This window comes from Pseudomonas sp. NFACC08-1, assembly GCF_900106735.1.
Lineage (GTDB): Bacteria > Pseudomonadota > Gammaproteobacteria > Pseudomonadales > Pseudomonadaceae > Aquipseudomonas > Aquipseudomonas fluorescens_Q.
Window position 1 is genome coordinate 74008 of record NZ_FNNL01000007.1, and the last position, 21699, is coordinate 95706.

The window sequence follows — 21699 nt, forward strand, 5'->3', positions numbered from 1 at the left end:
CATCTAGTTACATGATCTAACCATTTCATGCTTTGCCATGACTGGGCGGTGACATCTGAGCCGCCGACATAACCTAGCCCATTTGGAAGTGCAGGTTTGGAAAGATCAACCCAGCGAAGCGTGCGGGCAAACCCGCCTCCACCGTGCGGGATCTGGGGGTCCTGCTGACCACAATCCCCGCGTCGATCAAGCGGCTCAGTTCCTCCGTGGCAAGCCGATCCTTCAAACCTGTGAACACCTTGAACTCTGCACGCGGCATCGCCCCTTGGGTGAGCAGCGCCAGCACGGCAGCTGCACTGGTATGCCTGATGCCGGCACGGCGAAGCTCAGGATCCGTTGAGAACACATGAACAACCTGCTCGCGCAGCTTGGCTGGGTTTAGCGAGGTCGTCATGTACTCAATCTGGTCGTGGCAGACATCGAGCATGAACTCGATGAAGTTGAAATAGTGACGCTGTGAGAGTTGGCCGCGCCCGTCATAGTCTCCTTCACGAGGACGATCAGCCAAAGCCAGGAAGCGATAGTACTCATCTTGCCTGCGAGCCAGGCCGCGGGACAGTGACCAGAGGAAAGGTTTTAGCCCGAGGTGAACCAGTTGCAGGTGGGTGAGCATCCGAATCACTCGACCATTGCCATCGAGGAAGGGGTGCACAAGCGCCACTCGGTGATGGCCTGCCAGGGCCGCGATCAGTTGGCGTCGCGGATCCTTTATTCGTCCGTAGTGCAACTGCAGATGCTCAAGCATGGGCAATACAACTGCAGCCGCTGGAGCGATATGCGCGCCGACCTGGACCTGTTCATCCTCTTCGACCCGCAGCCTGCCCGGTTCCATCAGGCGACCATCGCTCAGGGTGAGTTCCTGCGTGGAAGCATCTTTGAACAGTCGACGATGGATGGCCGCGATTAACCTGGGATCGAACATGGCAGAGAAATTATCCGCTGGCCGCATGCGAAGCAGCCGCTCCATCACCTCCTGCTGCGTCATGTGTTGTACGGCCAGCTCTTTGAGCTCTTTTCTTTCCCGTTTCGGTGTCGTGCGAGCAATCTGGAGGTCGGCGATCTCGGTTCGATGCCCTTCGATCAGGTTCGAGTAATAGGTATTGGTGATGCGCAACAGGCCCGCCAGTTGGCTGGATGTTTCATCGGCTAGCCGTCCTGCAAGAAAGGCGGCCTTGCGCGGCAACTGATCCGCGGCCCGGAAGATCGAGTCGGGCAGAGTCTCTGACCCTATTACCAAGTTCACAAGGCATTCCTGAGGGTTTGCAAATGGGCGACCTGGCGGCAGAACTCAACGTTCGACGTCCGCTGTTTCGGCCGGGGGCTCAAGGCCTGGCTGATGGCTCGCGTGGGCTGGCGGGTCAGGCGGGCGAGTACCTGCCATTGTTCGGCGACGGCCAGTTGTTCGAAGCCTGGGTGAAGATGACGCGCCCGGCGCAGGACGTCTTGTTGCAAGGCATGCAACAGGTACGCCTGGCCGTTGTGGCGCAGGTGGAAACCGGCGCCGGCCTGCACATGCTCTTCCAACTGACGCCGCGCCTTGGGCGCCGGTTGTTGCAGTGGGCCATGGCGTACCGCCGAGCGCCAGAGCCATAGCGCAACCAGAGCCAGCAGGGCCACCAGTGCCTGGGGGAAATAGCGCAGCAGCAAGGTCAGCAGGTCGTCGTGGTCGGTGTTGAACAGCAGGGTGACGTCCGTGTCGGCGCTCAAATACCAGAGCAGCCAGGCGTTGTCGTATTGGTCGATGGCGTCGTTCTTCCACAGCTCGGCGTCGGTGATCACGGTGATCGAGCCCAGGCCGAGGTTCAACTGCATCATGTGGGTCGACAGCGCGCTGTTGGCCCAGGCCTGGGCCAGGTTATGCGGGTCTTCGAGGTGGAAATCGGTGTCGAAGCCGATATACGCCGGCGCCTCTTCATCTTCCAGGTAGAGCTTGGTCAGTTCCGGGTAACGGTCCTTGATCAGTTCGGGCGCGGGCTCCTTGAGGTCTTCGCTCAGGAGTTGACGCAGGCGCACGCGATCAAGCAGCAGGTCGCCGCTGCTGCCGGTGTTGTTGTCCCACAAGGCTTCGGCCACAAAGACCAGGCGTCCGCCGGCCCGGGTCCAGTTCATCAACTGTTCGACTTCCCGTGGCGTCATGTGGGTTCGCTCGCCCAGCAACAGCAGGCTGTGCTGGCGAGGTTCCAGGGTGGGCAGCACGTCCAGGCTGTTGGCGTGCTCGACGTTGATACCCCGCTGGCGCAGGAAAAGTTCGGCGGCCAGGTAAGGATTGGCCTGGGCTTCAGGGGAGGGGCCGTGCTCGACGACCTCTTCATAGGGTTCGGCCTTGGTGTAGAGGTAGAGGCCGAATGCGCACACCAGCGCGGCCAGCACGGCGCCGATCAGCCACCCTGCGTGCCGGCTCATCGAGAGGCTCCCGGACCGAACAGCTCGCGCCAGCCGTCACACAATTCCTGTTGCAGGTGTGTCGGCGGTGGACGATGCCCATAGGCAATGTTCTGCCAATGCAGGGTCAGGTTTTTGCTGAAGCCCAGCAGGTTGTCCTGCTTGAGTTGTTCGACGCGTTCCAGCACCTGGCCTTCGGTGTCGGCCGGTTTCAAGGGGATCTTGAAGTCATGATGCAACCGACTGAGCAGCGCCCGGTACAGCAGGCCCAGGGCTTCACGGGGTTGCGTGGCCCACAGTTGTTCGACGCGGGTGGCCACATCGGCGGGCAGGCTCTCTTCGCGAATATCCAGGCCGAACATGCGCGCCGGTACGGCTCGTTCCACCGGCAGGCGCTGCGTCGGTCGGCGATTGGCCAGGGCCTTGAGTCTTTCACGGTAGCGCCAGGCCAGCCAGGCGATCGCTGCCCCCAGGCAGGCCCACAGCACCACCTGGATCAGTGCGGCGGCGATGTCGAAACGTTGGCTGCCGAGCCATTTGAACAGGTCCTTGAGCCAGCTCGGTTTGGCCTCGGTCTCGGCCTCGGGGGATTCGGCAGTTTCTTCGCCGAAACGATAACGGATGACGGTCTCGGGGTTCTTGAACGGCGGGGCGTCGAGGATTGCCTTGATACCGTCCCGGGAGGCTTCGCTGGTGAGGGGCTGGTTGAGCAGCCGCGGGCTATCGGGGGCGTCGCTGGCTTCGGCGGCAAACGCCGGGGGCGTCGGCGGCAGCAGCATGAGCGCCAGCAGCATCAACACCGGGGCCACGCCGCTCAGGCGCTGGCGCAGGCGTCGGAACACCAGTTCGATGTCCCACGCTTCGAGGATGGTGCGCCGGTTCAGGTAGAGGCTGAAGCCGCAGGCGACATACACCGGCTCCCACAAGATCAGCAGCAGCGGGTAGAGGAAATTGACCAGGTGTTCGAACCACAACCAGTCGTGCTCGGCCGCTGACACCAGCGTCTCCCAATCCCATTGCAGTTCGACTTGTTGTGGCACGAACAGGTAGAACAGGGCCATCAGGCCGAACCACAAGGCGGTTTCCAGGTGCACGCCGATGATGGTCAACCATTGCGCCGCGCCGCGGTTGCGTTGCATCAGTACCCGCAAGCGCTGCGTCCGCGCCTCACCGCTAAGCCCCTCCAGTTGCACCACCGGCATCAGGAAGCTGCGGCTCAGGCTCAGCCGGCGCCAGGTCAGGCTGGCCAGCAACTGCGGCTTGAGCAGCGCCGGCCATTGGCGCAACGCCTGGCGCAAGGTGGGGGTTTCACCAAACAGAGCCTTGGACAGAATGTACAGCGGCAGCCGGTCGAAGGCCGGCTTCAACCACCAGAACAGCATCACCACCAGCGACGGTGAATCCCACAGCAGCAGGGTCAGCAACAGATACACCGGCAACGTGATGAGCGCCCAACTGGTCATCAGCAGGCGTCGATGCTGCTGGCTCATCAACACCCCAAGGTCCATGGCTTCCCAGGTGGTGCGTGGGCGGATGACGACGGTGGCGTCACTCAGGCGCATGGCGGACCCGTCCGGCAAGCGACAGATAGCTGATGACCAACAGCCACAACAAGGCGCCCACCGTGTATTTGGTGGCGGGCGTCACGGCGCTGGAAGACCAGTAGGCCTCGATGAACGCGGCAATGAGCAGGAACAGCATCACACCGCCGATCATCAGTACGCTTTTGCCCGCCGCGAGCCGCAAGGCCTCGCCTCGGCTCAGGCGTCCCGGCGCAATCAGAGCCCAGCCCAGTTGCAGGCCTGCGGCCCCGGCCAGGGCGATGGCAGTGAGTTCGAAGGCGCCGTGGCCAATCACGAACGACCAGAACGTTCCCCCGGAGCCGATCTGGGTCAGGTGCCCGGCCACCGCGCCAATGGTCAGGCCATTGAAAAACAGGAAGAACGCGCTCCCCAGGCCAAACATCAAGCCACTGGCAAAAGTCTGAAAGGCAATGCCGATGTTGTGCATGATGTAGTAACCGAACATGACCCAGTCCTCGCTGGCGGCGCGCTCGACCGAACGCCCCAAGTGCCCGGACGCGGGGTCATACATGCTGCGGATCTGGCTGATTTCGTCGGCGCCGAGCACGCTGTAGACCAGTTCCGGGAACAGATAGACCAGCAGCCCGATACCCACCAGGCTGCCCAGGAACATCAGGCTGGCGGCCAGCACGAATCGCCATTGTTCACGCACCAGTCGGGGAAAACCGGCCAGGATAAACGCCGAGAGACCGGTCGATGGCCGGCTGCGATCCCGGTACAGTTGCTGGTGACCGCGCAGCGCGAGTTGTTGCAGTGTGTCGACCAGCAAGCTGCTGTAGCCCCGGGCCTGGGCCAATGCCAGATGGTGGCAAAGCCGTCGGTAGGTGGCGGGAAAGTCGCTGCTCTGGGGCACGCTGCGGCTGCGCTCCAGTTGGTCGAGTTGCCGGGCCAGGTGCTCCCATTCCCCTTGGTGACGGCTTTCGAACAGGCTTTGCTTCATGTTGGCCCCAGCAGGCCGCGGGCGACGCCATTGAGTTCGGCCGCAGCGTTTGGCACTTGGACGTTCAGTGGCGCGGCCAGGATGGCAGCCAGTTCGTTGACTCGCGCCTGGGACAGTTCTGCCTGGCGTTCGGCGAAGCCCAGCACGGCGCGTTGCTCATGCAGGCTGAGGGTGAAAGGTGTTCGTATCGGCGCTGCCATTGGCAATGCAGGGCGTTTGACCGGCTGTTCGCGATACACCACCAGCGTGCCGGCCGCGAGATCGCCCAAGCGCTTGAACGCCGGATGCTGCAGGCAACTGATGGCCCCGAAGGTGTAGCCGAAGGGCAGCATGTCGACGAAACGCAGCAGGTTGCGGATCAACGATGCCGACCAGCCGATGGGCCGGCCATCGTCCTGCACCACGCGCAGCCCCATGATCTGCTTGCCGGGAGAGCGCCCCTGGTTGAGCACCTCGAACAGCACCATGTACCACCAACTGACGACAAACAGCAGGATGGACCCAAGGCCGATCCCCAGCTCGCCGAAAAACGCCAGGACCAGAAAGAAAAGCCCCAGGACCAGCCCGCGTATGCCCAGGTCGATGGCGAAGGCGATTGCACGCGGCATCAGCCCCGCCGGGCGCAGCGGCAGGTCGATGCCTTCGGGTGTTTCAACCTGATAGCGCGTGTCCAGGGGCGCGGGCAGCGTCGCGTTCCTTTGCAGTGCTGGTGTCTCGAGCATGGGCAACCTGTGATGGGCCAGACCGAATGTTCAATCTCGACCCAGATGCTAGCAGTCTTCGTGCGGGCAAACGATACAACTGTGCAGGTCATTTCATGGTTTGCAACAGGATTGAGAAGGCGAACACTGCCCATATGAGCACCAGGGTTCAAACTGTGGGCGTGGAACCCGTGTTGGAATTCAAAAGTTACAGGACTGCTGGTCTCGGGCGGGCCCGAGCGCCTAGACTTCGCCAGTCTTCAGTTCAGGAACAGCCCGTGACTTCCATCTTCTGGTACGACTACGAAACCACCGGCATCAACCCGCGTTGCGACCGGCCCTTGCAGGTGGCGGGTATCCGTACCGATTTCGAACTCAATGAAATCGACGAACCGGTGAACCTGTATTGCCGGCCCAGCGATGACATCCTGCCGCATCCGGCGGCCTGTGCGATTACCGGTATCACCCCGACATGCCTGGCCGAAAAAGGCTTGAGCGAAGCCGATTTCATGACCCGTGTCCACGGGCACCTGGCCGCGCCCGGAACCTGTGGCGCCGGCTACAACACCCTGCGCTTCGACGATGAAATGACCCGCTACAGCCTCTATCGAAATTTCTTCGACCCGTACGCACGGGAATGGCAGGGCGGCAACAGTCGCTGGGATTTGATCGACCTGGTGCGCGCGGCCTATGCGCTGCGCCCGCAAGGCATTGTCTGGCCGCAAGAGGACGGGCGCGTAACCCTCAAGCTCGAGCGCTTGACCGCCGCCAATGGCATCGACCATGGCCAGGCCCACGATGCGTTGTCGGACGTGCGCGCGACCATTGCCCTGGCCCGGCTGATCCGTCAGCAGCAGCCCCGGCTCTACGACTGGCTATTCCAGTTGCGCAGCAAACAGAAGGTGATGGACCAGATCCGTCTGTTGCAGCCCATGGTGCATATTTCCGGTCGCTTCTCGGCGGCGCGCAACTACATCGGTGTGGTCTTGCCGCTGGCCTGGCACCCGAAAAACCGTAACGCCCTGATCGTCTGCGACCTGCACCTGGACCCCCAGGGCCTGCTGGACCACGATGCCGAAAGCCTGCGCCAGCGTTTGTATACCCGCCGTGAAGAATTGCTCGAAGGTGAGTTGCCGGTGCCGCTCAAGCTTATCCATATCAACAAATGCCCGGTGATCGCGCCATTGTCGGTGCTGCGTGCCGAGGACCAGCAGCGACTGGAGTTGGACATGGAGGGCTATCAGCAACGGGCATCGCGGCTAACTGACGCACAGAAAGTTTGGCAAGATAAACTTCAGGCTATTTATGGTCGCGAGGATTTCACCGCCAGCGAGGATCCCGAGCAACAGTTATACGCGGGCTTCCTGGGGGATCGCGATCGACGTTTATGTGAACAAGTCCGCATGGCGGACCCGGCGCAATTGGCTCGAGAACGCTGGCCTTTCGATGATGAGCGTTTACCAGAACTATTGTTCCGATATCGTGCACGCAACTTTCCAGACACGTTGAATCCTGAAGAGCAGGAGCGTTGGAGACTTTTCTGTCAACAACGGCTGTCATCCCCGGAGTGGGGCGCGCCTAATACCTTGGAAAGTTTTGACGCGGCGATGGGGGAGTGGATGGACCTGTCTACACCAGTGCAGCAAGAAGTACTCAGGGAGTGGCAGGGTTACAGCCAGCAATTGCGCAAACGTTTAAGCCTTGGGCCGCGATGAAGTGAAAAGATGACAGGCAAAAAAAACGCCAGCAATCGCTGGCGTTTTTTTGTTCGCTAAGAACGCTGCGAACCGGTGGGGCTTAGCCCAGCAGGGTTGCCCAGCCTTCAACCACGTCACCGCCCCACTTGGCTTTCCACTCTTTCAGAGTCTTGTGGTTGCCACCTTTGGTTTCGATGACTTCGCCGTTGTGCGGGTTCTTGTATTGCTTAACTTTGCGAGCGCGTTTGGTGCCGGTAGTTTTCACGGCGCCACGTGGTGCTTTGCTCGACTTGGCTTCTGGATCCAGCAGGGCAATGATGTCGCGCAGCGACTTGGAGTATTCGCCCATCAGAGTGCGCAGTTTGCCTTCGAACTCAAGCTCGGTTTGCAGTTTGTCGTCTTGGGACAGGTTTTTCAGGCGAGCTTGCAGTTCTTTGATAGCTTCTTCTGTGGCGCGGTATTCATTGATCAAGGACATGTGGACTACCTTATGTAGGACGCGGGTGACAAGGACACAGTGCGACAATAGTAATCAGACAGTTTCATCAAGTAAACATTTAACCGGTGTTTTATTTAATTAATTAGTGCTACGCCACAAAAACGCCTGTTGCAGTTAAATACCGAGGCAGAGTCTTCACATCTGTTCACATATATAGCTTGCTTTCCCGGGCCTCGCCGGTCGTGGCCCGGGGGCCGTCGTCGAGATTTGGCGTCTCATCGATACTGCAGTTTTGCCGCGCAATGGCTAGAATGGCCGCCTTTGCGAAGTTCTGGAGTTTCCCTAATGCGCACTTTTCGTCTGGTGATTGCTTGCCCGGACCGCGTCGGCATCGTTGCTAAAGTCAGTAACTTTCTGGCGTCCCATAACGGCTGGATCACCGAAGCAAGCCATCACTCGGACAATCAAAGCGGTTGGTTTTTCATGCGTCACGAGATTCGTGCCGACTCGCTGCCCTTCGGTATCGAAGCCTTCCGTGAAGCATTCGCCCCCATTGCCGAAGAGTTCTCGATGGACTGGCGTATCACCGACACCGCGCAGAAAAAGCGCGTGGTGCTGATGGCCAGTCGCGAGTCCCACTGCCTGGCCGACCTGTTGCACCGCTGGCACAGCGATGAGCTCGATTGCGACATCGCCTGTGTGATTTCCAACCATGACGACTTGCGCAGCATGGTGGAATGGCACGGCATCCCTTACTACCACGTGCCGGTCAACCCGCAGGACAAGCAGCCGGCGTTCGCCGAAGTCTCGCGGTTGGTCAAGCAGCACGATGCCGAGGTGGTGGTGCTGGCCCGCTACATGCAGATCCTGCCGCCGGCCTTGTGCCGCGAATACGCCCATAAGGTCATCAACATCCACCACAGTTTCCTGCCGTCGTTCGTCGGGGCCAAGCCGTACCACCAGGCCTCGATGCGTGGTGTGAAGCTGATTGGCGCCACCTGCCACTACGTGACCGAAGAGCTGGATGCCGGCCCGATCATCGAGCAGGACGTGGTGCGCGTCAGCCACAGTGACAGCATCGAAGACATGGTGCGTTTCGGCCGTGACGTAGAGAAGATGGTGTTGGCCCGGGGCCTGCGTTATCACCTGGAAGACCGGGTGCTGGTGCACGGCAACAAGACCGTGGTGTTCTGACCACACTGCAAAGGGCCTGGACGAGCGATCGCCAGGCCTTTTTACTGAAGCACAATGATTCATGAAACCTTCAGGGACAACCTTGCACCATGACCGATCCACTGGATAAAGCCACCTCCCGTGCGCCGGACACCCTGGGCGAAGGCTGCCTGAGCCGCTACGACCCTGATGCACTGGGGCCCGAGGATGGCACTGAGTTCCCCGATGCCGCGCAACTGTGGGAGCAGTTACATCCCCAGGATGAGCCCGGGCAGAAGCGCTGATCGCTCAGGCCTGCTTGAGCTTTATCAGCTTCTTGATCAGGGGGCGCCCGACCATCAGGAAGAACACCGGTCCGCCGGCCACCAGGTAAAAGTAATAGGTCACCGCTCGCCAGATCAGGATCGCTGCCGCCGCCGTGGATTTGCCCACCATGGGAGCCAGCAACGCCGCCGAGGTCACCTCGGCCGCCCCGGCACCGCCGGGCAAGAGGCTGAATTGCCCCGCGCTCAAGGACAGCATCTGGATCAGGAAACTCCAGGCCCACTGCAAGTCCGCGCCCAACCCTTTCAACGCCAGGTACAACACGCTGTAGCGCAGGGCCCAGTGCAGGCACGTCAGGCCAAAGACCTGGAACAGCGTCTGCCGTGGCAATTTCAAGGTATCGGTAAAGGCCGCGAGAAAGTGCAGGATCTTGCGCGCCCAGCGTCGGCGGGTGCTGCCCTTGACCCGCAAATGGCACAGCAGCCGCGCGCCCAGCAGGATCAGTCGGCGATGGAAGCGGGCCACCAGTGCGCAGGCGAACAGTCCGCCAAACATTGAAACCGCACTCAACCCCAGCATCCACTCCATGCGCTGGCTGAGGTTCTGGAACAGCGCATAAAACAGAATGCCCACCAAGGCGCAGAGGAAGAACAGCAAGTCGCTCAACTGATCCATGGCAAACACCGCGCTGCCATGGGCCGGGCGCACGCCGTTGCGTGCCAGCAGGGCCATCAGCGTCAGTGGGCCGCCACTGCCACCGGGCGTCGCGCACATGGCGAACTCGGTGGACATCACCACGCCGATGCTTTTCAGCCTGCCGATGCGCCCACGGTGTTCCCCCAGCAGCAGGCGCAAGCGCACGGAGTTCAAGGCCCAGCACAGCACGATCATGCCGAGCATGGCCAGCAGTAGCGACAAGGGAAAGCGCTGCACCCGCGACCACATTTCCCCACCACCGACCAGCAGCGGCACCAACAGCGCCGTGAGCAGGGCGGCGCCCAGCCAGATCAGCCGTTTCATGCGGCGCTGCGGGCACGCAGCCCCTGGGTTGCCAGCCAGCCGACCTTGGTCATCGGCACGCGACCGTCGTTGAGCAGGCGTTCGAGGGTGCGCAGCCAATAGTCCCGGGAAAAGCTATGGCGCATGTCCACCGGATGCAGGCCCAGGCGAATCACCGGGGCCTGGCGCCAGCGCTGTTCACGCTGGTCGCTGATGACTTTCGACAGGCCACGGCGCCAGGCACTGCGGGCACTCCAGACCAGCCCCGGCGCGTCGATGGCGCTGAAGTCGGGCAGGCGATAGAGGTGTTGGGTGTCACTGGTGTAGCTCAGCGGTAACTGGCGCAAGGCTTGGCGCGTGCCTTCGCTCATCAGCCAGGCCGGGGCGACGAAACCCTCCAGTGGCCAGTGGTAGCGTTCAAAGGTTTCGATACCGGCGCGCAGGCGGGCGAGGGCGGCGACCTCGGATAGGTTGTAGAACTCACCCTCATGGGTATAGACCCGGCGCATGAACCAGTCCTTGGGGTGGCGGGCGACAGGACCGTCGTCGCAATGGTAGTAGCCATGCAACACCAGCTCGTCGCCACGCTCGACCCGGCTATCGAGCAGGCGCCGAAAGCCGGGGTGAGCCTCCAAGGCATTGTTGCGGTGAAAGTCAGGTACCACCAACCAGGTCATCGGCACGTGGTCGAGGGCGTCAACGGCTTCGACGAAGGGCTGGTAGTCGGGCCAGGTTTGCGGTGCCACGTCATGCAGCACCAATAGCACGCTGGGCGAAGAACTCATCGACACGGTCCTCGCCTCAACCATTGGCCAGCAACGGCATTTGTTCGCCGAGCACGGCGTAGTAGTGCCCCAGCAAGCTGTTGACCACGGTATCCCAGGCGTAATGACGCTCCACGTGCCGGCGTGCCAATACCCCCCGGCGCTGACAGCCTTCGGAAAACAGTTGGCGCACGGCATTGGCCATGGCCTGTGGATTGTTGGGCATGCACAGCAGGCCGCAGTCTTCGTTGACGATTTCGGTAAAGGCCCCGGCCGCCACCGCTACCACGGGAATGCCACTGGCCATCGCTTCGAGGATCACCAGGCCGAAGGTTTCCTGGTCTCCGGCGTGCAGCAAGGCATCGGCGCTGGCCATGAGTCGGGCGACTTGCGGCGCCGGGCAGAATTCATCGATCACCGTGACGTTGTCCGGCACCAAGGCTGGCATCGACGAGCCCACCAGGAGCAGGTGGTAGCGCTCGCCCAGGCGTTTCATGCACTTGAGCAGCACCGGCAGGTTTTTTTCCTTGGAGCCGCGACCGGCGAAAATCAGCAGGCGCGCGTCTTCGGCGATGCCCAGCTCGGCGCGCAACTCCGGGTCGCGGGCGGCCGGGTTGAAGGTTTGCAGGTCGACGCCCAACGGTTGCACGTAGACGTTCTTGACCCCCAACCCGGTCAGTTTGTCGGCCATGACCTGGCTCGGCGCCAGGACCCGGTCGAAGTTGCCGTACAACTTGCTGACATAGGCTTCGATGTTGGGGGTGAACCAGTTGCCCATGCGGTTGCTGACCAGCAGTGGCAGGTCGGAGTGATAGAAACCGATGACGGGCACGTCGAGCTGGCGACGGGCATCCAGCGCGGCCCACGCCGTGAGGTAGGGATCGCCGACTTCAATCAGGTCGGGCTGTAGATCGCGCAGGACATTGCGCCAGGGGGCCAGGCGAAGGGGGAAACGATAGCCCTTGCCGAACGGCAGTGCAGGGGCAGGAACCTTGTAGATCCCATCGTGCTCGCTCAAATGCGCGCCGGGGATCAGCAGACTGTGGCGAATACCGGGCCGATCGCCCAGGCGCCGGTGCTTGGCATCCAGATAAGTGCGCACGCCTCCGCTGGCGGGGGCGTAGAACATGGTTATGTCCGCTATATGCACGATGAACGTCCCTCCGGTCAGTGTTCTCCTGTGTTGACCTTTAGTAAGAATAGATGTTCGGTTGGGTTATGGTGACGTAGCGGCTATGTAAATGAATACGTGGCGAGGGAGCTTGCTCCCGCTGGACCGGGCTGGCGCTCCAGCGCGAAGCACTCCCAAGATTCGGGGCCGCTTCGCAGCCCAGCGGGAGCAAGCGCCCTCGCCACATGAGTGCGATCACATGCGATTTTTATTTCCAGCGCCGGGGGCTTAATGCGCCAGGCATGCTTTTATATATGCGTGCAAAATGGCGTCATATCGCAAACACCACGGGTGACTACATGCCTGACTCATCGCAACTCGTTATCGGGGCCGACCTTAGCGGCCAGCCCATCGCCCAGGCCATGCGCCTGGCGAACCGTCATGGTCTGGTGGCAGGCGCCACCGGTACCGGCAAGACCGTCACCTTGCAGCGCCTGGCCGAAATGTTCAGCGATGCCGGCGTGGCGGTGTTCGCGGCGGACATCAAGGGTGACCTGTGCGGCCTGGGCGCTGCCGGCAATCCCCAGGGCAAGATCGCCGAGCGTATCGCCGGCATGCCCTGGCTCAACCACAAGCCCCAGGCTTACCCGGTGACCTTGTGGGATATCCACGGCCAGTCCGGGCATCCATTGCGCACCACCCTGAGCGAGATGGGCCCGTTGTTGATCGGCAGTCTGCTGGAACTGACGGACAGCCAGCAGTCGGCGCTCTACGCCGCGTTCAAGGTGGCCGACCGCGAAGGCCTGTTGTTGCTGGACCTCAAGGACCTGAAGGCGCTGCTCAACCATCTCAAGGACAACCCAGAATTGCTGGGGGACGACGCGGCCTTGATGACCACCGGTTCCAGCCAGGCGTTGTTGCGACGCTTGTCCACCCTGGAACAGCAGGGGGCGGACGCGTTGTTCGGCGAGCCAGCCTTGCAGCTCGAAGACATCCTGCAACCGGCCAGCGATGGCCGTGGCCGCATCCACTTGCTCGACGCCAGCCGCCTGGTCCATGAAGCACCGAAGGTCTACGCGACGTTCCTGTTGTGGCTGCTGGCCGAGCTGTTCGAGCAGTTGCCTGAGCGCGGCGATGCAGACAAACCGCTGCTGGCGCTGTTCTTCGACGAGGCGCACCTGCTCTTTGCCGGGACGCCCAAGGCCTTGCAGGAGCGCCTGGAACAAGTGGTTCGGCTAATCCGTTCCAAGGGCGTGGGGGTGTATTTCGTGACCCAGTCGCCGGGCGATTTGCCGGACGACGTGCTGGCGCAGTTGGGCTTGCGCATCCAGCATGGCCTGCGGGCCTTTACCGCCAAGGAGCAGAAGTCGTTGCGGGCAGTGGCGGACGGTTTTCGGCCCAATCCGCAATTCGATGCCCTGGCGGTACTGACCGAACTTGGCATTGGTGAGGCCTTGGTGGGCACCTTGCAGGAAAAAGGCACGCCGGAAATGGTCCAGCGCGTGCTGGTGGCGCCGCCGCAATCACGCATCGGGCCGCTGAGCGAGGCCGAGCGCGCCGGGTTGATCGCCAGCTCGTCGCTGCAAGGGCGCTATGACAAGCCCATTGATCGCGAGTCGGCCTATGAAGTGCTGATGGGCCGCAAAAGGCTGGAACCGCAGGCCGAAGAGGCACCGGGTAAGCCGACGGCGGAAGAACCGAGCTTCACCGAAAAGGCCGGGGAATTTCTCGGCACCGCGGCCGGTCAGGCGCTTAAATCGGCGATGCGCCAGGCGGCCAATCAGTTGGGGCGGCAATTGGTGCGTGGGTTGATGGGGTCGTTGCTCGGTGGCAGCAAGCGCCGGTAGGCAAGGCCGAGTTGCTTTCACCAGGGAGGCGGGAGTTTGTGTGTATATCCGTTTTTTTGGTAACGGCTGCTGGCGGTTCCGCTCTTACAGCGGCTCACTTTTGAAAAGCGCAAAAGTAAGCAAAACGCTCATGCCCCACCACTTGGTGCCTCGCCTGGGCTCCGCATGCCCTCACTCCGGCATTGCTCCGTGGGCCCGCCGCGAAGGACCATCCATGGTCCAGCGCGGCTACCTCGGCATCCATGCCGAGGTGCCCACTGCGCAATGCCTGCGTTCGGCCAGCGTGGTTTAACGGGGCCGCCCAGATCAAGATCAAAAGCAGAGCAAGAGCAGAGCAAGAGCACTTCCAGCATTTATGTGGCTGAACCACCGCTATCGCGAGCAAGCTCGCACACATGGAGTTGCGGGTGTTCACAGCATCTGCATGCGACACAAAAACCTGTGGGAGCGAGCTTGCTCGCGATGAGGCCAGCCCATTCAACATCTTTCATCGACAGTGACACCGCCTTCGCGAGCAGGCTCGCTCCCACAGGAGGAACGCGTTCACTCCCAACCAGGTCGGCTCTCAGGCCGCCTCGCGGTGGACGTTGATCTCGGCGCCCCATTAACCACGATGGCCGAACGCAGGCATTGTGGAGTGGGCATCCCGGCATGGATGCCGGGATAGCTGCGCTGGGCCATGGATGGCCCTTCGCAGCGGGCCCACGGAGCAATGCCGGAGTGAGGGCACACCGAGCCTAGGCGAGGTGCCAAGTGGTGGGGCAGGAGCGCTTTGGTTACTTTCGCGCTTTTTGTACGGACCGCTATCGGAGCAGCCCCTGGGCGTATCCGCAGCAACTGTCAGAGTTTGAATATGGCCCGGATGATGTGTTGGCCAAGGTGTATCACAGTCGATTTCGCTTCCAGAAACGCTACTTCAGCATCGCCAAAGGACTGGTAGGACAGCACATCGCAATACGCCCTAACGCTGAAAGCGATGGCTTGTTTGACGTCTATTTCTGCCATCACTTCTTACGGACCTTCGACGTGAATAACCCTGACTACGGCGCATAATGTGTCCACTATGTCTCCGCACAGGTATCAACCATGTGTCCGGTCCGTACACGCTTTTCGAAAGTGACCCGCCGTCAGGGCGGAACCCTAAGCAGCCGTTACCGCAGAAACGGATATACACACAAACTACAACCCCCCCGCCCATAGCGGTCCCACACCCAACCGAGACCGCCAGATCAATCCTTGGGCCGAGCATGCGCCGCCAACCGCTCCAACGCCGCCCGCAGATTGGGATCGCTAATGCCATCCGCCGTAGCCTGGATGGTCGCGGCCGCATCGGTAGACAGGTCCAGAGTGTGCCCCTTGACGCCCACCTGCACCGTAGGCGGCTGCACCTTGAACAAAATCCGCGTCAGACTGGCGAATTCTTCGAACACCTGCAATTGACGCAAAAGACGCTTTTGCTGATAGCGCAAACGCGTGGCCCAATGCCCGTCGGTGACGATCAGCAACAAACTGCCTTCGCGCCAGGACGCCACGTGGCAATGCTCGCGCGCGGCAGGCTGCAACTGGCTGTCGAGCAGGCGCTGCAAGTGGCCCAGGCGTCTGGCGTGGCCGAAGATGGCTTTCAGCGGCTTGGCTTCGCGCAGCAGAACGGCGGGTGCCTTGGCTGGAAGAGGGCGGAAGGCCATGAGTGAATACCGCAAGTGACAGAGGCGCCATGGTAGCAGAAAGCGCCGGGCACGCCTCGGCCTGATACCCAGCGGCTTTTACCCGCGCAACCAAAGCGTAACTTCTGCCTTTTGTGGGTTGAAGTTCGCGCAAAAGCCCTTATTTTATGCAGGCCCCGTCACAGCGCTGTGCCAGCATCGTGGAATAACGCCACTTTCCTCTCCATCGTTTCCGGGTAGAATGCTCGTTCGCATGCGGCCATGAGGGCTGCACGGGCGACTCACGGGGCCGCCCTCCATCCCTTTAGTGTGGAAGATCCTGCCGATATGTTTGCGCCTTTGTTAAAGAAACTTTTTGGAAGCAAGAACGAGCGTGAAGTCAAGCGCATGCTCAAGACGGTACAGACTGTCAATGCCTTCGAAGAGCAAATGGTGGCCCTTTCGGACGATCAGTTACGCGCCAAGACTGCCGAATTCAAGGACCGCATCGCCAAGGGGGAAACCCTTGACCAGCTCCTGCCTGAAGCCTTTGCGGTCGCCCGTGAAGCCGGCAAGCGGATCATGGGCATGCGCCACTTCGACGTTCAGTTGATCGGCGGCATGACCTTGCACGAAGGCAAGATCGCCGAAATGCGTACCGGTGAGGGCAAGACCCTCGTGGCGACCTTGGGCGTGTACCTCAACGCACTGTCCGGCAAGGGCGTGCACGTCGTGACGGTCAACGACTACCTGGCCCGCCGCGACGCCAACTGGATGCGCCCGCTCTACGAGTTCCTCGGCCTGACTGTCGGTGTCGTCACGCCGTTCCAGCCGCCGGAAGAGAAGCGCGCCGCCTACGCCGCCGACATCACCTACGGCACCAACAACGAATTCGGGTTCGACTACCTGCGCGACAACATGGCGTTCAGCATGGAAGAAAAATTCCAGCGTGAACTCAACTTTGCCGTGATCGACGAAGTGGACTCCATCCTCATCGACGAAGCCCGTACCCCGCTGATCATTTCCGGTCAGGCCGAGGACAGCTCCAAGCTGTACATCGAGATCAACAAGCTGATCCCGCAGCTCAAGTTGCACGTCGAGGAAGTCGAAGGCGAAGTGACCCAGCCCGGGCACTACACCGTTGACGAGAAGACCCGTCAGGTCGAGCTCAACGAAGCGGGTCACCAGTTCGTCGAGGAAATGCTCACCCGTATTGGTTTGCTGGCTGAAGGCGAGAGCCTGTACTCGGCCCACAACCTGGGCCTGCTGACCCACGTTTATGCTGGCCTGCGTGCGCACAAGCTGTTCCATCGCAACGTCGAATACATCGTGCAGGACGGCCAGGTCGTACTGGTGGACGAACACACCGGCCGTACCATGCCGGGTCGTCGCCTGTCCGAAGGCCTGCACCAGGCCATCGAAGCGAAGGAAGGCCTGAACATCCAGGCCGAGAGCCAGACCCTGGCCTCGACCACCTTCCAGAACTACTTCCGCCTGTACAACAAGCTGTCCGGCATGACCGGTACGGCCGACACCGAAGCGTTCGAATTCCACCAGATCTACGGCCTGCAAGTGGTGGTGATTCCGCCGAACAAGCCATTGGCCCGTAAAGACTACAACGACCTGGTGTTCCTGACCGCCGAAGAGAAGTACGCGGCGATCATCAACGACATCAAGGAAGGCATGGCCCAGGGCCGTCCGATCCTGGTGGGTACCGCCACCATCGAGACTTCCGAGCACATGTCCGCCCTGCTCAACAAGGAAGGCATCGAGCACAAGGTCCTCAATGCCAAGTTCCACGAGAAGGAAGCCGAGATCATCGCCCAGGCCGGTCGCCCGGGTGCGCTGACCATCGCCACCAACATGGCCGGCCGTGGTACCGACATCCTCTTGGGCGGCAACTGGGAAGTGGAAGTCGCCAGCCTGGAAAACCCGACCCCCGAGCAGATCGCGCAGATCAAGGCCGACTGGCAGAAACGTCACCAACAGGTGCTCGAATCCGGCGGTTTGCAGGTGATCGCTTCCGAGCGTCACGAGTCGCGTCGTATCGACAACCAGCTGCGTGGCCGTGCCGGTCGCCAGGGCGACGCCGGTTCCAGCCGTTTCTACCTGTCCCTGGAAGACAGCCTGATGCGCATCTTCGCCTCTGACCGGGTGAAGAACTTCATGAAGGCCTTGGGCATGCAGCCGGGCGAGGCGATCGAGCACCGCATGGTGACCAACGCCATCGAGAAGGCCCAGCGCAAGGTCGAAGGCCGCAACTTCGATATTCGTAAGCAACTGCTGGAGTTTGACGACGTCAACAACGAACAGCGTAAAGTGATCTATCACATGCGTAACAGTTTGTTGGCCGCCGACAACATTGGCGAAACCATCGCCGATTTCCGCCAGGACGTGCTCAACGCCACCGTCAGTGCCCACATTCCGCCGCAGTCGTTGCCGGAGCAGTGGGACGTCGCTGGCCTGGAAGCCGCCTTGCAGAGCGACTTCGGCGTGGCGTTGCCAATCCAGCAATGGCTCGACGAAGACGATCACCTGTACGAAGAAACCCTGCGCGAGAAGCTGCTGGCCGAACTGATCGCCGCGTACAACGAGAAAGAAGACCAGGCCGGCGCCGAAGCGCTGCGCTCCTTCGAGAAGCAAATCGTGCTGCGGGTGCTGGACGACCTGTGGAAAGACCACCTCTCGACCATGGACCACCTGCGTCACGGTATCCATTTGCGTGGTTACGCCCAGAAGAACCCGAAGCAGGAGTACAAGCGCGAGTCCTACACGCTGTTCTCCGAGTTGCTCGACTCGATCAAGCGCGACTCGATCCGTGTGCTGTCTCACGTTCAGGTTCGCCGCGAAGACCCGGCCGAAGAAGAAGCCCGCCTGCGCCAGGAAGCCGAAGCCCTGGCTGCGCGCATGCAATTCGAACACGCCGAAGCGCCGGGCCTGGAAGTGGTCGCCGAAGAGGGCGTCGATGTGGATGTCGCCTTGGCGACCGCACCGGTGCGCAACGAGCAGAAGCTGGGTCGTAACGAACTGTGCTATTGCGGTTCGGGCAAGAAATACAAGCATTGCCACGGGCAGATCCAATAAACCCGTTCCAACGCTGAACCACCCGCGCCGCGACCGGATTTTATCCGTCGCGGCGTTTTGCCATTTTGATTCGCCGTCCCAATGAGGATGGCATCGATATACATCTAATTTAGGAGCGCATTCATGGCTGTTGGTCTTGGTCCGTTGCCCACGTTGCACCCGGTTGCCGGTTTTGAACTCGGTATCGCTTCGGCGGGCATCAAGCGCCCCGGGCGCAAGGACGTCGTGGTCATGCGTTGCGCCGAAGGTTCGACGGTCGCTGGCGTGTTCACCCTCAACGCCTTTTGTGCCGCGCCGGTCATCCTGGCCAAGCAACGCGTGCAGGGACCGGTGCGTTACTTGCTGACCAACACCGGTAACGCCAACGCCGGTACCGGCGCGCCAGGCCTGGCCGCTGCCGAGCGCACCTGCGCCAAGCTGGCGGAACTGACCGGTGTCGACGCCAGCCAGGTGCTGCCGTATTCCACCGGCGTGATCGGCGAGCCGCTGCCGGTCGAGAAGATCGAAGGTGCGTTGCAAGCCGCTCTCGATGATCTGTCGGAAAACAACTGGGCCGCCGCCGCCACCGGCATCATGACCACCGACACCTTGCCCAAGGGCGCGAGCCGCCAGTTCGAGCATGATGGCGTGACCATCACTGTCACCGGTATCAGCAAAGGCGCAGGCATGATCCGCCCGAACATGGCGACCATGCTTGGCTACATCGCCACCGACGCCAAGGTCTCACGCCAAGTGCTACAAGACCTGATGCTTGACGGCGCCAACAAGTCGTTCAACCGCATCACCATCGACGGCGACACCTCCACCAACGACTGCTGCATGCTGATCGCCACCGGCAAGGCCAGCCTGCCGGAAATCACCGAAGCCAGCGGCCCGCTGTTCGCGGCGCTGAAGCAGGCGGTGTTTGAAGTGTGCATGGAAGTGGCCCAGGCCATCGTGCGTGACGGCGAAGGCGCGACCAAGTTCGTGACCGTGCAGGTCAACGGCGGTGGCAATCACCAGGAATGCCTGGATGTCGGCTACACCGTGGCGCACTCGCCGCTGATCAAGACCGCATTGTTCGCCTCCGACCCGAACTGGGGCCGCATTCTCGCCGCCGTTGGCCGGGCCGGCGTGCCTGAGTTGGACGTGAGCAAGATCGATGTGTTCCTCGGCGAAGTCTGCATCGCCAGCCAAGGCGCTCGCGCTACGACCTACACCGAAGCCCAGGGCGCGGCGGTCATGCAACAGGAAGAAATCACCATCCGTATCGAGCTGGGACGGGGTGATTGCAGCGAAACCATCTGGACCACCGATCTGTCCCACGAGTACGTCAAGATCAACGCTGAGTACCGGACTTAACAGGCTCGGGACCGAGTTGCTGCCATCGCGAGCTTGCTCGCGATGGCGCCAGAACAGACACCCCAGGACCATAAGAAAGGAATCCAGGTATGAGCATGCACCTGATCATCGGCGACAAAGATCTATCTTCCTGGTCCCTGCGCGGCGCGTTGGCCCTGGCGCTGACCGGCGCGAAGTACACCGAAGAGCTGGTCAGGCTCGGCCAACCCGACACCCGCGAGAAGCTGCTCAAGTATTCTGCCACGGCCAAGGTCCCGCTGCTCAAGACCGAGTTCGGCGTGATCGCCGACTCCCTGGCGATTGCCGAATACCTGGCCGAGCAGTTCCCGGATGCCGGCCTCTGGCCCAAGGACGTTGCCGCCCGGGCCCAGGCGCGGTCGGCTTGTGCACAAATGCACAGCGGCTTCTTCGCCATTCGCAACCACATGCCCATGGACCTGCTGCACGATGCACCGCTGTCACCCATGCCGGCTGACGTCCAGGTGGAAATCGAGCGGATGCTGGCGCTGTGGGCCGAATGCCGTGCCGCGGCGACCGAAACCGGTCCTTACCTGTTTGGCCGCGTGAGCCTGGTCGATGCGTTTTTTGCCCCTGTTGCCGTGCGCTTGCGCACTTATCAGGTGAAACTGTCGCAGGTCGATGAGGCCTACGTCGAAACCCTTTATCAATGGCCGGCGTTCAAGGCGTGGCAACACGCTGGCCTGGAGGACACTGCGCGGTGAAACGAGTCCATGTGGCGGCGGCGGTCATTCGCGACGCCGCCGGTAAAATCCTGATCGCCCGAAGGGCCGACACCCAGCACCAGGGGGGCCTGTGGGAGTTCCCCGGTGGCAAGGTCGAGGCCGATGAGTCCGTCGAAACCGCCCTGGCCCGTGAACTTCATGAAGAGCTGTGCATTGTCGTCGATGCCGCCCGACCGTTGATCAAGGTGCGCCACGATTACCCGGACAAACAGGTGTTGCTGGATGTCTGGGAAGTCTCGGCGTTCACCGGCCAGCCCCACGGCGCCGAAGGGCAGCCGTTGGCCTGGGTGACGGCCCGAGATCTGACGAACTATGAGTTTCCGGCGGCCAATCAGCCGATTGTCGCGGCGGCCCGTTTGCCGGGTGAGTACCTGATCACGCCTGACGGCCTTGAAACACCGGCCTTGCTGCGCGGCATGCAGAAGGCGATTGCCGGTGGGATCAAGTTGGTCCAGCTACGTGCCCCCAACGGTTACGACCCGCAATACCGCGATCTGGCGGTGGACGCGGCGGGGCTGTGTGCCGGCAAGGCCCAGCTGATGCTCAAGGGCCCGTTCGAATGGCTGGGGGATTTTCCTTCCGCTGGCTGGCACATTACCGCCGCGCAACTGCGCAAGCATGCAGCGGCTGGTCGACCGTTTGGCAAGGACCGCTGGCTGGCGGCCTCCTGCCATAACGCTGAGGAACTGTCCCTGGCGCAGCAGATGGACGTGGACTTCGTGACACTCTCGCCGGTGCAGCCAACCCAGACTCATCCCGATGCGCAGCCGTTGGGGTGGGCAGAGGCGGCGCGCTTGATCGAGGACTTCAATAGGCCGGTTTATCTGTTGGGCGGGGTCGGGCCTGGCGAGCGGCAAAAAGCCTGGGAGGCCGGGGCGCAGGGTGTGGCGGGGATTCGGGCGTTTTGGCCAGAGGCTTGAAGCGGCAGTGAACTGATCGTTCCCGCGCTCCGCGTGGGAATGCCTCAACGGACGCTCCGCGTTCGGCT

General features: G+C 61.7%; 19 protein-coding genes and 1 pseudogene. 10 read left to right on the plus strand and 10 right to left on the minus strand.

Annotated features, from left to right (window positions below):
- Window positions 1-73 precede the first annotated feature (73 nt).
- Genes BLU76_RS15940 through BLU76_RS15960 form a run of 5 tightly spaced genes read right to left on the minus strand, consistent with a single transcriptional unit; the run spans window position 74 to window position 5627 of the window.
- Window positions 74-1243 carry a Fic family protein gene (locus BLU76_RS15940; protein WP_092223459.1) on the minus strand — a complete coding sequence of 390 codons (1170 nt, stop codon included), beginning with the start codon at window positions 1241-1243 and terminating at the stop codon, window positions 74-76.
- On the minus strand, window positions 1240-2403 hold the full coding sequence (locus BLU76_RS15945) for a DUF4350 domain-containing protein (RefSeq protein WP_092223461.1): 1164 nt from the start codon (window positions 2401-2403) through the stop codon (window positions 1240-1242). The genes BLU76_RS15940 and BLU76_RS15945 overlap by 4 nt, the downstream gene beginning before the upstream one ends.
- Window positions 2400-3944, minus strand: coding sequence for a DUF4129 domain-containing protein (locus BLU76_RS15950; RefSeq protein WP_092223463.1), 1545 nt, complete (start codon window positions 3942-3944; stop codon window positions 2400-2402). Before BLU76_RS15950 ends, BLU76_RS15945 begins: the two co-directional genes overlap by 4 nt.
- Window positions 3931-4905 (minus strand): stage II sporulation protein M, encoded by a 975-nt coding sequence (locus tag BLU76_RS15955; protein ID WP_063324592.1) that lies wholly within the window; start codon window positions 4903-4905, stop codon window positions 3931-3933. The genes BLU76_RS15950 and BLU76_RS15955 overlap by 14 nt, the downstream gene beginning before the upstream one ends.
- Entirely contained in the window at window positions 4902-5627 is a 726-nt protein-coding gene (locus BLU76_RS15960) for an RDD family protein (protein WP_092145087.1), read from the minus strand. The genes BLU76_RS15955 and BLU76_RS15960 overlap by 4 nt, the downstream gene beginning before the upstream one ends.
- Before the next feature lie 257 nt (window positions 5628-5884).
- On the opposite strand from BLU76_RS15960, the gene sbcB reads away from it, so the two are divergent.
- Complete coding sequence (sbcB, locus tag BLU76_RS15965) at window positions 5885-7321, plus strand: exodeoxyribonuclease I (RefSeq protein ID WP_092145089.1); 1437 nt, start codon at window positions 5885-5887, stop codon at window positions 7319-7321.
- 82 nt (window positions 7322-7403) lie between these two features.
- Here the strand turns inward: sbcB and mvaT are convergent, their stop codons facing one another.
- Window positions 7404-7781: a histone-like nucleoid-structuring protein MvaT gene (gene mvaT / locus BLU76_RS15970; RefSeq protein ID WP_003205091.1), complete on the minus strand. Its 378-nt coding sequence runs from the start codon at window positions 7779-7781 to the stop codon at window positions 7404-7406.
- A 306-nt stretch (window positions 7782-8087) separates the two neighbouring features.
- Here mvaT and purU point away from each other — a divergent pair, with 306 nt between their 5' ends.
- Window positions 8088-8936, plus strand: a complete 849-nt coding sequence (gene purU / locus BLU76_RS15975) for a formyltetrahydrofolate deformylase (RefSeq protein ID WP_003205089.1) — start codon at window positions 8088-8090, stop codon at window positions 8934-8936.
- An 89-nt stretch (window positions 8937-9025) separates the two neighbouring features.
- A complete protein-coding gene (locus BLU76_RS31530) occupies window positions 9026-9199 on the plus strand; it encodes a hypothetical protein (RefSeq protein WP_170862114.1) in 174 nt (57 codons plus the stop codon).
- A 4-nt stretch (window positions 9200-9203) separates the two neighbouring features.
- Here the strand turns inward: BLU76_RS31530 and BLU76_RS15980 are convergent, their stop codons facing one another.
- The 3 genes from BLU76_RS15980 to BLU76_RS15990 are packed head-to-tail and all read right to left on the minus strand — an operon-like array spanning window position 9204 to window position 12071.
- Entirely contained in the window at window positions 9204-10199 is a 996-nt protein-coding gene (locus BLU76_RS15980; protein WP_092145090.1) for a glucosaminyl phosphatidylglycerol flippase, read from the minus strand.
- Window positions 10196-10963: an N-acetylglucosaminyl phosphatidylglycerol deacetylase gene (locus BLU76_RS15985; protein WP_092223465.1), complete on the minus strand. Its 768-nt coding sequence runs from the start codon at window positions 10961-10963 to the stop codon at window positions 10196-10198. The genes BLU76_RS15980 and BLU76_RS15985 overlap by 4 nt, the downstream gene beginning before the upstream one ends.
- A gap of 16 nt (window positions 10964-10979) precedes the next feature.
- Window positions 10980-12071: an N-acetylglucosaminyl phosphatidylglycerol synthase gene (locus tag BLU76_RS15990; RefSeq protein WP_083569156.1), complete on the minus strand. Its 1092-nt coding sequence runs from the start codon at window positions 12069-12071 to the stop codon at window positions 10980-10982.
- 341 nt (window positions 12072-12412) lie between these two features.
- Here BLU76_RS15990 and BLU76_RS15995 point away from each other — a divergent pair, with 341 nt between their 5' ends.
- From BLU76_RS15995 to BLU76_RS16005, 3 genes and pseudogenes are all read left to right on the plus strand, one after another.
- Window positions 12413-13900, plus strand: a complete 1488-nt coding sequence (locus BLU76_RS15995) for a helicase HerA-like domain-containing protein (protein ID WP_092223619.1) — start codon at window positions 12413-12415, stop codon at window positions 13898-13900.
- A 130-nt stretch (window positions 13901-14030) separates the two neighbouring features.
- Entirely contained in the window at window positions 14031-14192 is a 162-nt protein-coding gene (locus BLU76_RS31535; RefSeq protein ID WP_072349343.1) for a nucleoid-structuring protein H-NS, read from the plus strand.
- A gap of 506 nt (window positions 14193-14698) precedes the next feature.
- Window positions 14699-14953, plus strand: a pseudogene (locus BLU76_RS16005) (IS481 family transposase); the annotation flags it as partial.
- A gap of 176 nt (window positions 14954-15129) precedes the next feature.
- On the opposite strand, the gene BLU76_RS16010 reads toward BLU76_RS16005, so the two are convergent.
- Entirely contained in the window at window positions 15130-15585 is a 456-nt protein-coding gene (locus tag BLU76_RS16010) for a DUF721 domain-containing protein (RefSeq protein ID WP_072349345.1), read from the minus strand.
- Between the two features lie 306 nt (window positions 15586-15891).
- Here BLU76_RS16010 and secA point away from each other — a divergent pair, with 306 nt between their 5' ends.
- The 4 genes from secA to BLU76_RS16030 all read left to right on the plus strand — a co-directional run bounded on the left by secA (window position 15892) and on the right by BLU76_RS16030 (window position 21631).
- On the plus strand, window positions 15892-18627 hold the full coding sequence (secA, locus tag BLU76_RS16015; protein WP_063324599.1) for a preprotein translocase subunit SecA: 2736 nt from the start codon (window positions 15892-15894) through the stop codon (window positions 18625-18627).
- 123 nt (window positions 18628-18750) lie between these two features.
- Window positions 18751-19968: a bifunctional glutamate N-acetyltransferase/amino-acid acetyltransferase ArgJ gene (gene argJ, locus BLU76_RS16020; protein WP_092223467.1), complete on the plus strand. Its 1218-nt coding sequence runs from the start codon at window positions 18751-18753 to the stop codon at window positions 19966-19968.
- An 89-nt stretch (window positions 19969-20057) separates the two neighbouring features.
- Entirely contained in the window at window positions 20058-20690 is a 633-nt protein-coding gene (locus tag BLU76_RS16025; RefSeq protein WP_092223469.1) for a glutathione S-transferase family protein, read from the plus strand.
- Window positions 20687-21631: a Nudix family hydrolase gene (locus tag BLU76_RS16030; RefSeq protein WP_092145101.1), complete on the plus strand. Its 945-nt coding sequence runs from the start codon at window positions 20687-20689 to the stop codon at window positions 21629-21631. The genes BLU76_RS16025 and BLU76_RS16030 overlap by 4 nt, the downstream gene beginning before the upstream one ends.
- Window positions 21632-21699: the final 68 nt, after the last annotated feature.

Bases quoted from the DNA above. Each gene is read 5' to 3' on its own strand.
- BLU76_RS15945 (WP_092223461.1), bottom strand. From the start codon at position 2,403: ATGAGCCGGCACGCAGGGTGGCTGATCGGCGCCGTGCTGGCCGCGCTG.
- BLU76_RS15950 (WP_092223463.1), bottom strand. From the start codon at position 3,944: ATGCGCCTGAGTGACGCCACCGTCGTCATCCGCCCACGCACCACCTGG.
- BLU76_RS15955 (WP_063324592.1), bottom strand. From the start codon at position 4,905: ATGAAGCAAAGCCTGTTCGAAAGCCGTCACCAAGGGGAATGGGAGCAC.
- BLU76_RS15960 (WP_092145087.1), bottom strand. From the start codon at position 5,627: ATGCTCGAGACACCAGCACTGCAAAGGAACGCGACGCTGCCCGCGCCC.
- mvaT (WP_003205091.1), bottom strand. From the start codon at position 7,781: ATGTCCTTGATCAATGAATACCGCGCCACAGAAGAAGCTATCAAAGAA.
- purU (WP_003205089.1), top strand. From the start codon at position 8,088: ATGCGCACTTTTCGTCTGGTGATTGCTTGCCCGGACCGCGTCGGCATC.
- BLU76_RS31530 (WP_170862114.1), top strand. From the start codon at position 9,026: ATGACCGATCCACTGGATAAAGCCACCTCCCGTGCGCCGGACACCCTG.
- BLU76_RS15980 (WP_092145090.1), bottom strand. From the start codon at position 10,199: ATGAAACGGCTGATCTGGCTGGGCGCCGCCCTGCTCACGGCGCTGTTG.
- BLU76_RS15985 (WP_092223465.1), bottom strand. From the start codon at position 10,963: ATGAGTTCTTCGCCCAGCGTGCTATTGGTGCTGCATGACGTGGCACCG.
- BLU76_RS15990 (WP_083569156.1), bottom strand. From the start codon at position 12,071: ATGTTCTACGCCCCCGCCAGCGGAGGCGTGCGCACTTATCTGGATGCC.
- BLU76_RS15995 (WP_092223619.1), top strand. From the start codon at position 12,413: ATGCCTGACTCATCGCAACTCGTTATCGGGGCCGACCTTAGCGGCCAG.
- BLU76_RS31535 (WP_072349343.1), top strand. From the start codon at position 14,031: ATGCCCCACCACTTGGTGCCTCGCCTGGGCTCCGCATGCCCTCACTCC.
- BLU76_RS16010 (WP_072349345.1), bottom strand. From the start codon at position 15,585: ATGGCCTTCCGCCCTCTTCCAGCCAAGGCACCCGCCGTTCTGCTGCGC.
- secA (WP_063324599.1), top strand. From the start codon at position 15,892: ATGTTTGCGCCTTTGTTAAAGAAACTTTTTGGAAGCAAGAACGAGCGT.
- argJ (WP_092223467.1), top strand. From the start codon at position 18,751: ATGGCTGTTGGTCTTGGTCCGTTGCCCACGTTGCACCCGGTTGCCGGT.
- BLU76_RS16025 (WP_092223469.1), top strand. From the start codon at position 20,058: ATGAGCATGCACCTGATCATCGGCGACAAAGATCTATCTTCCTGGTCC.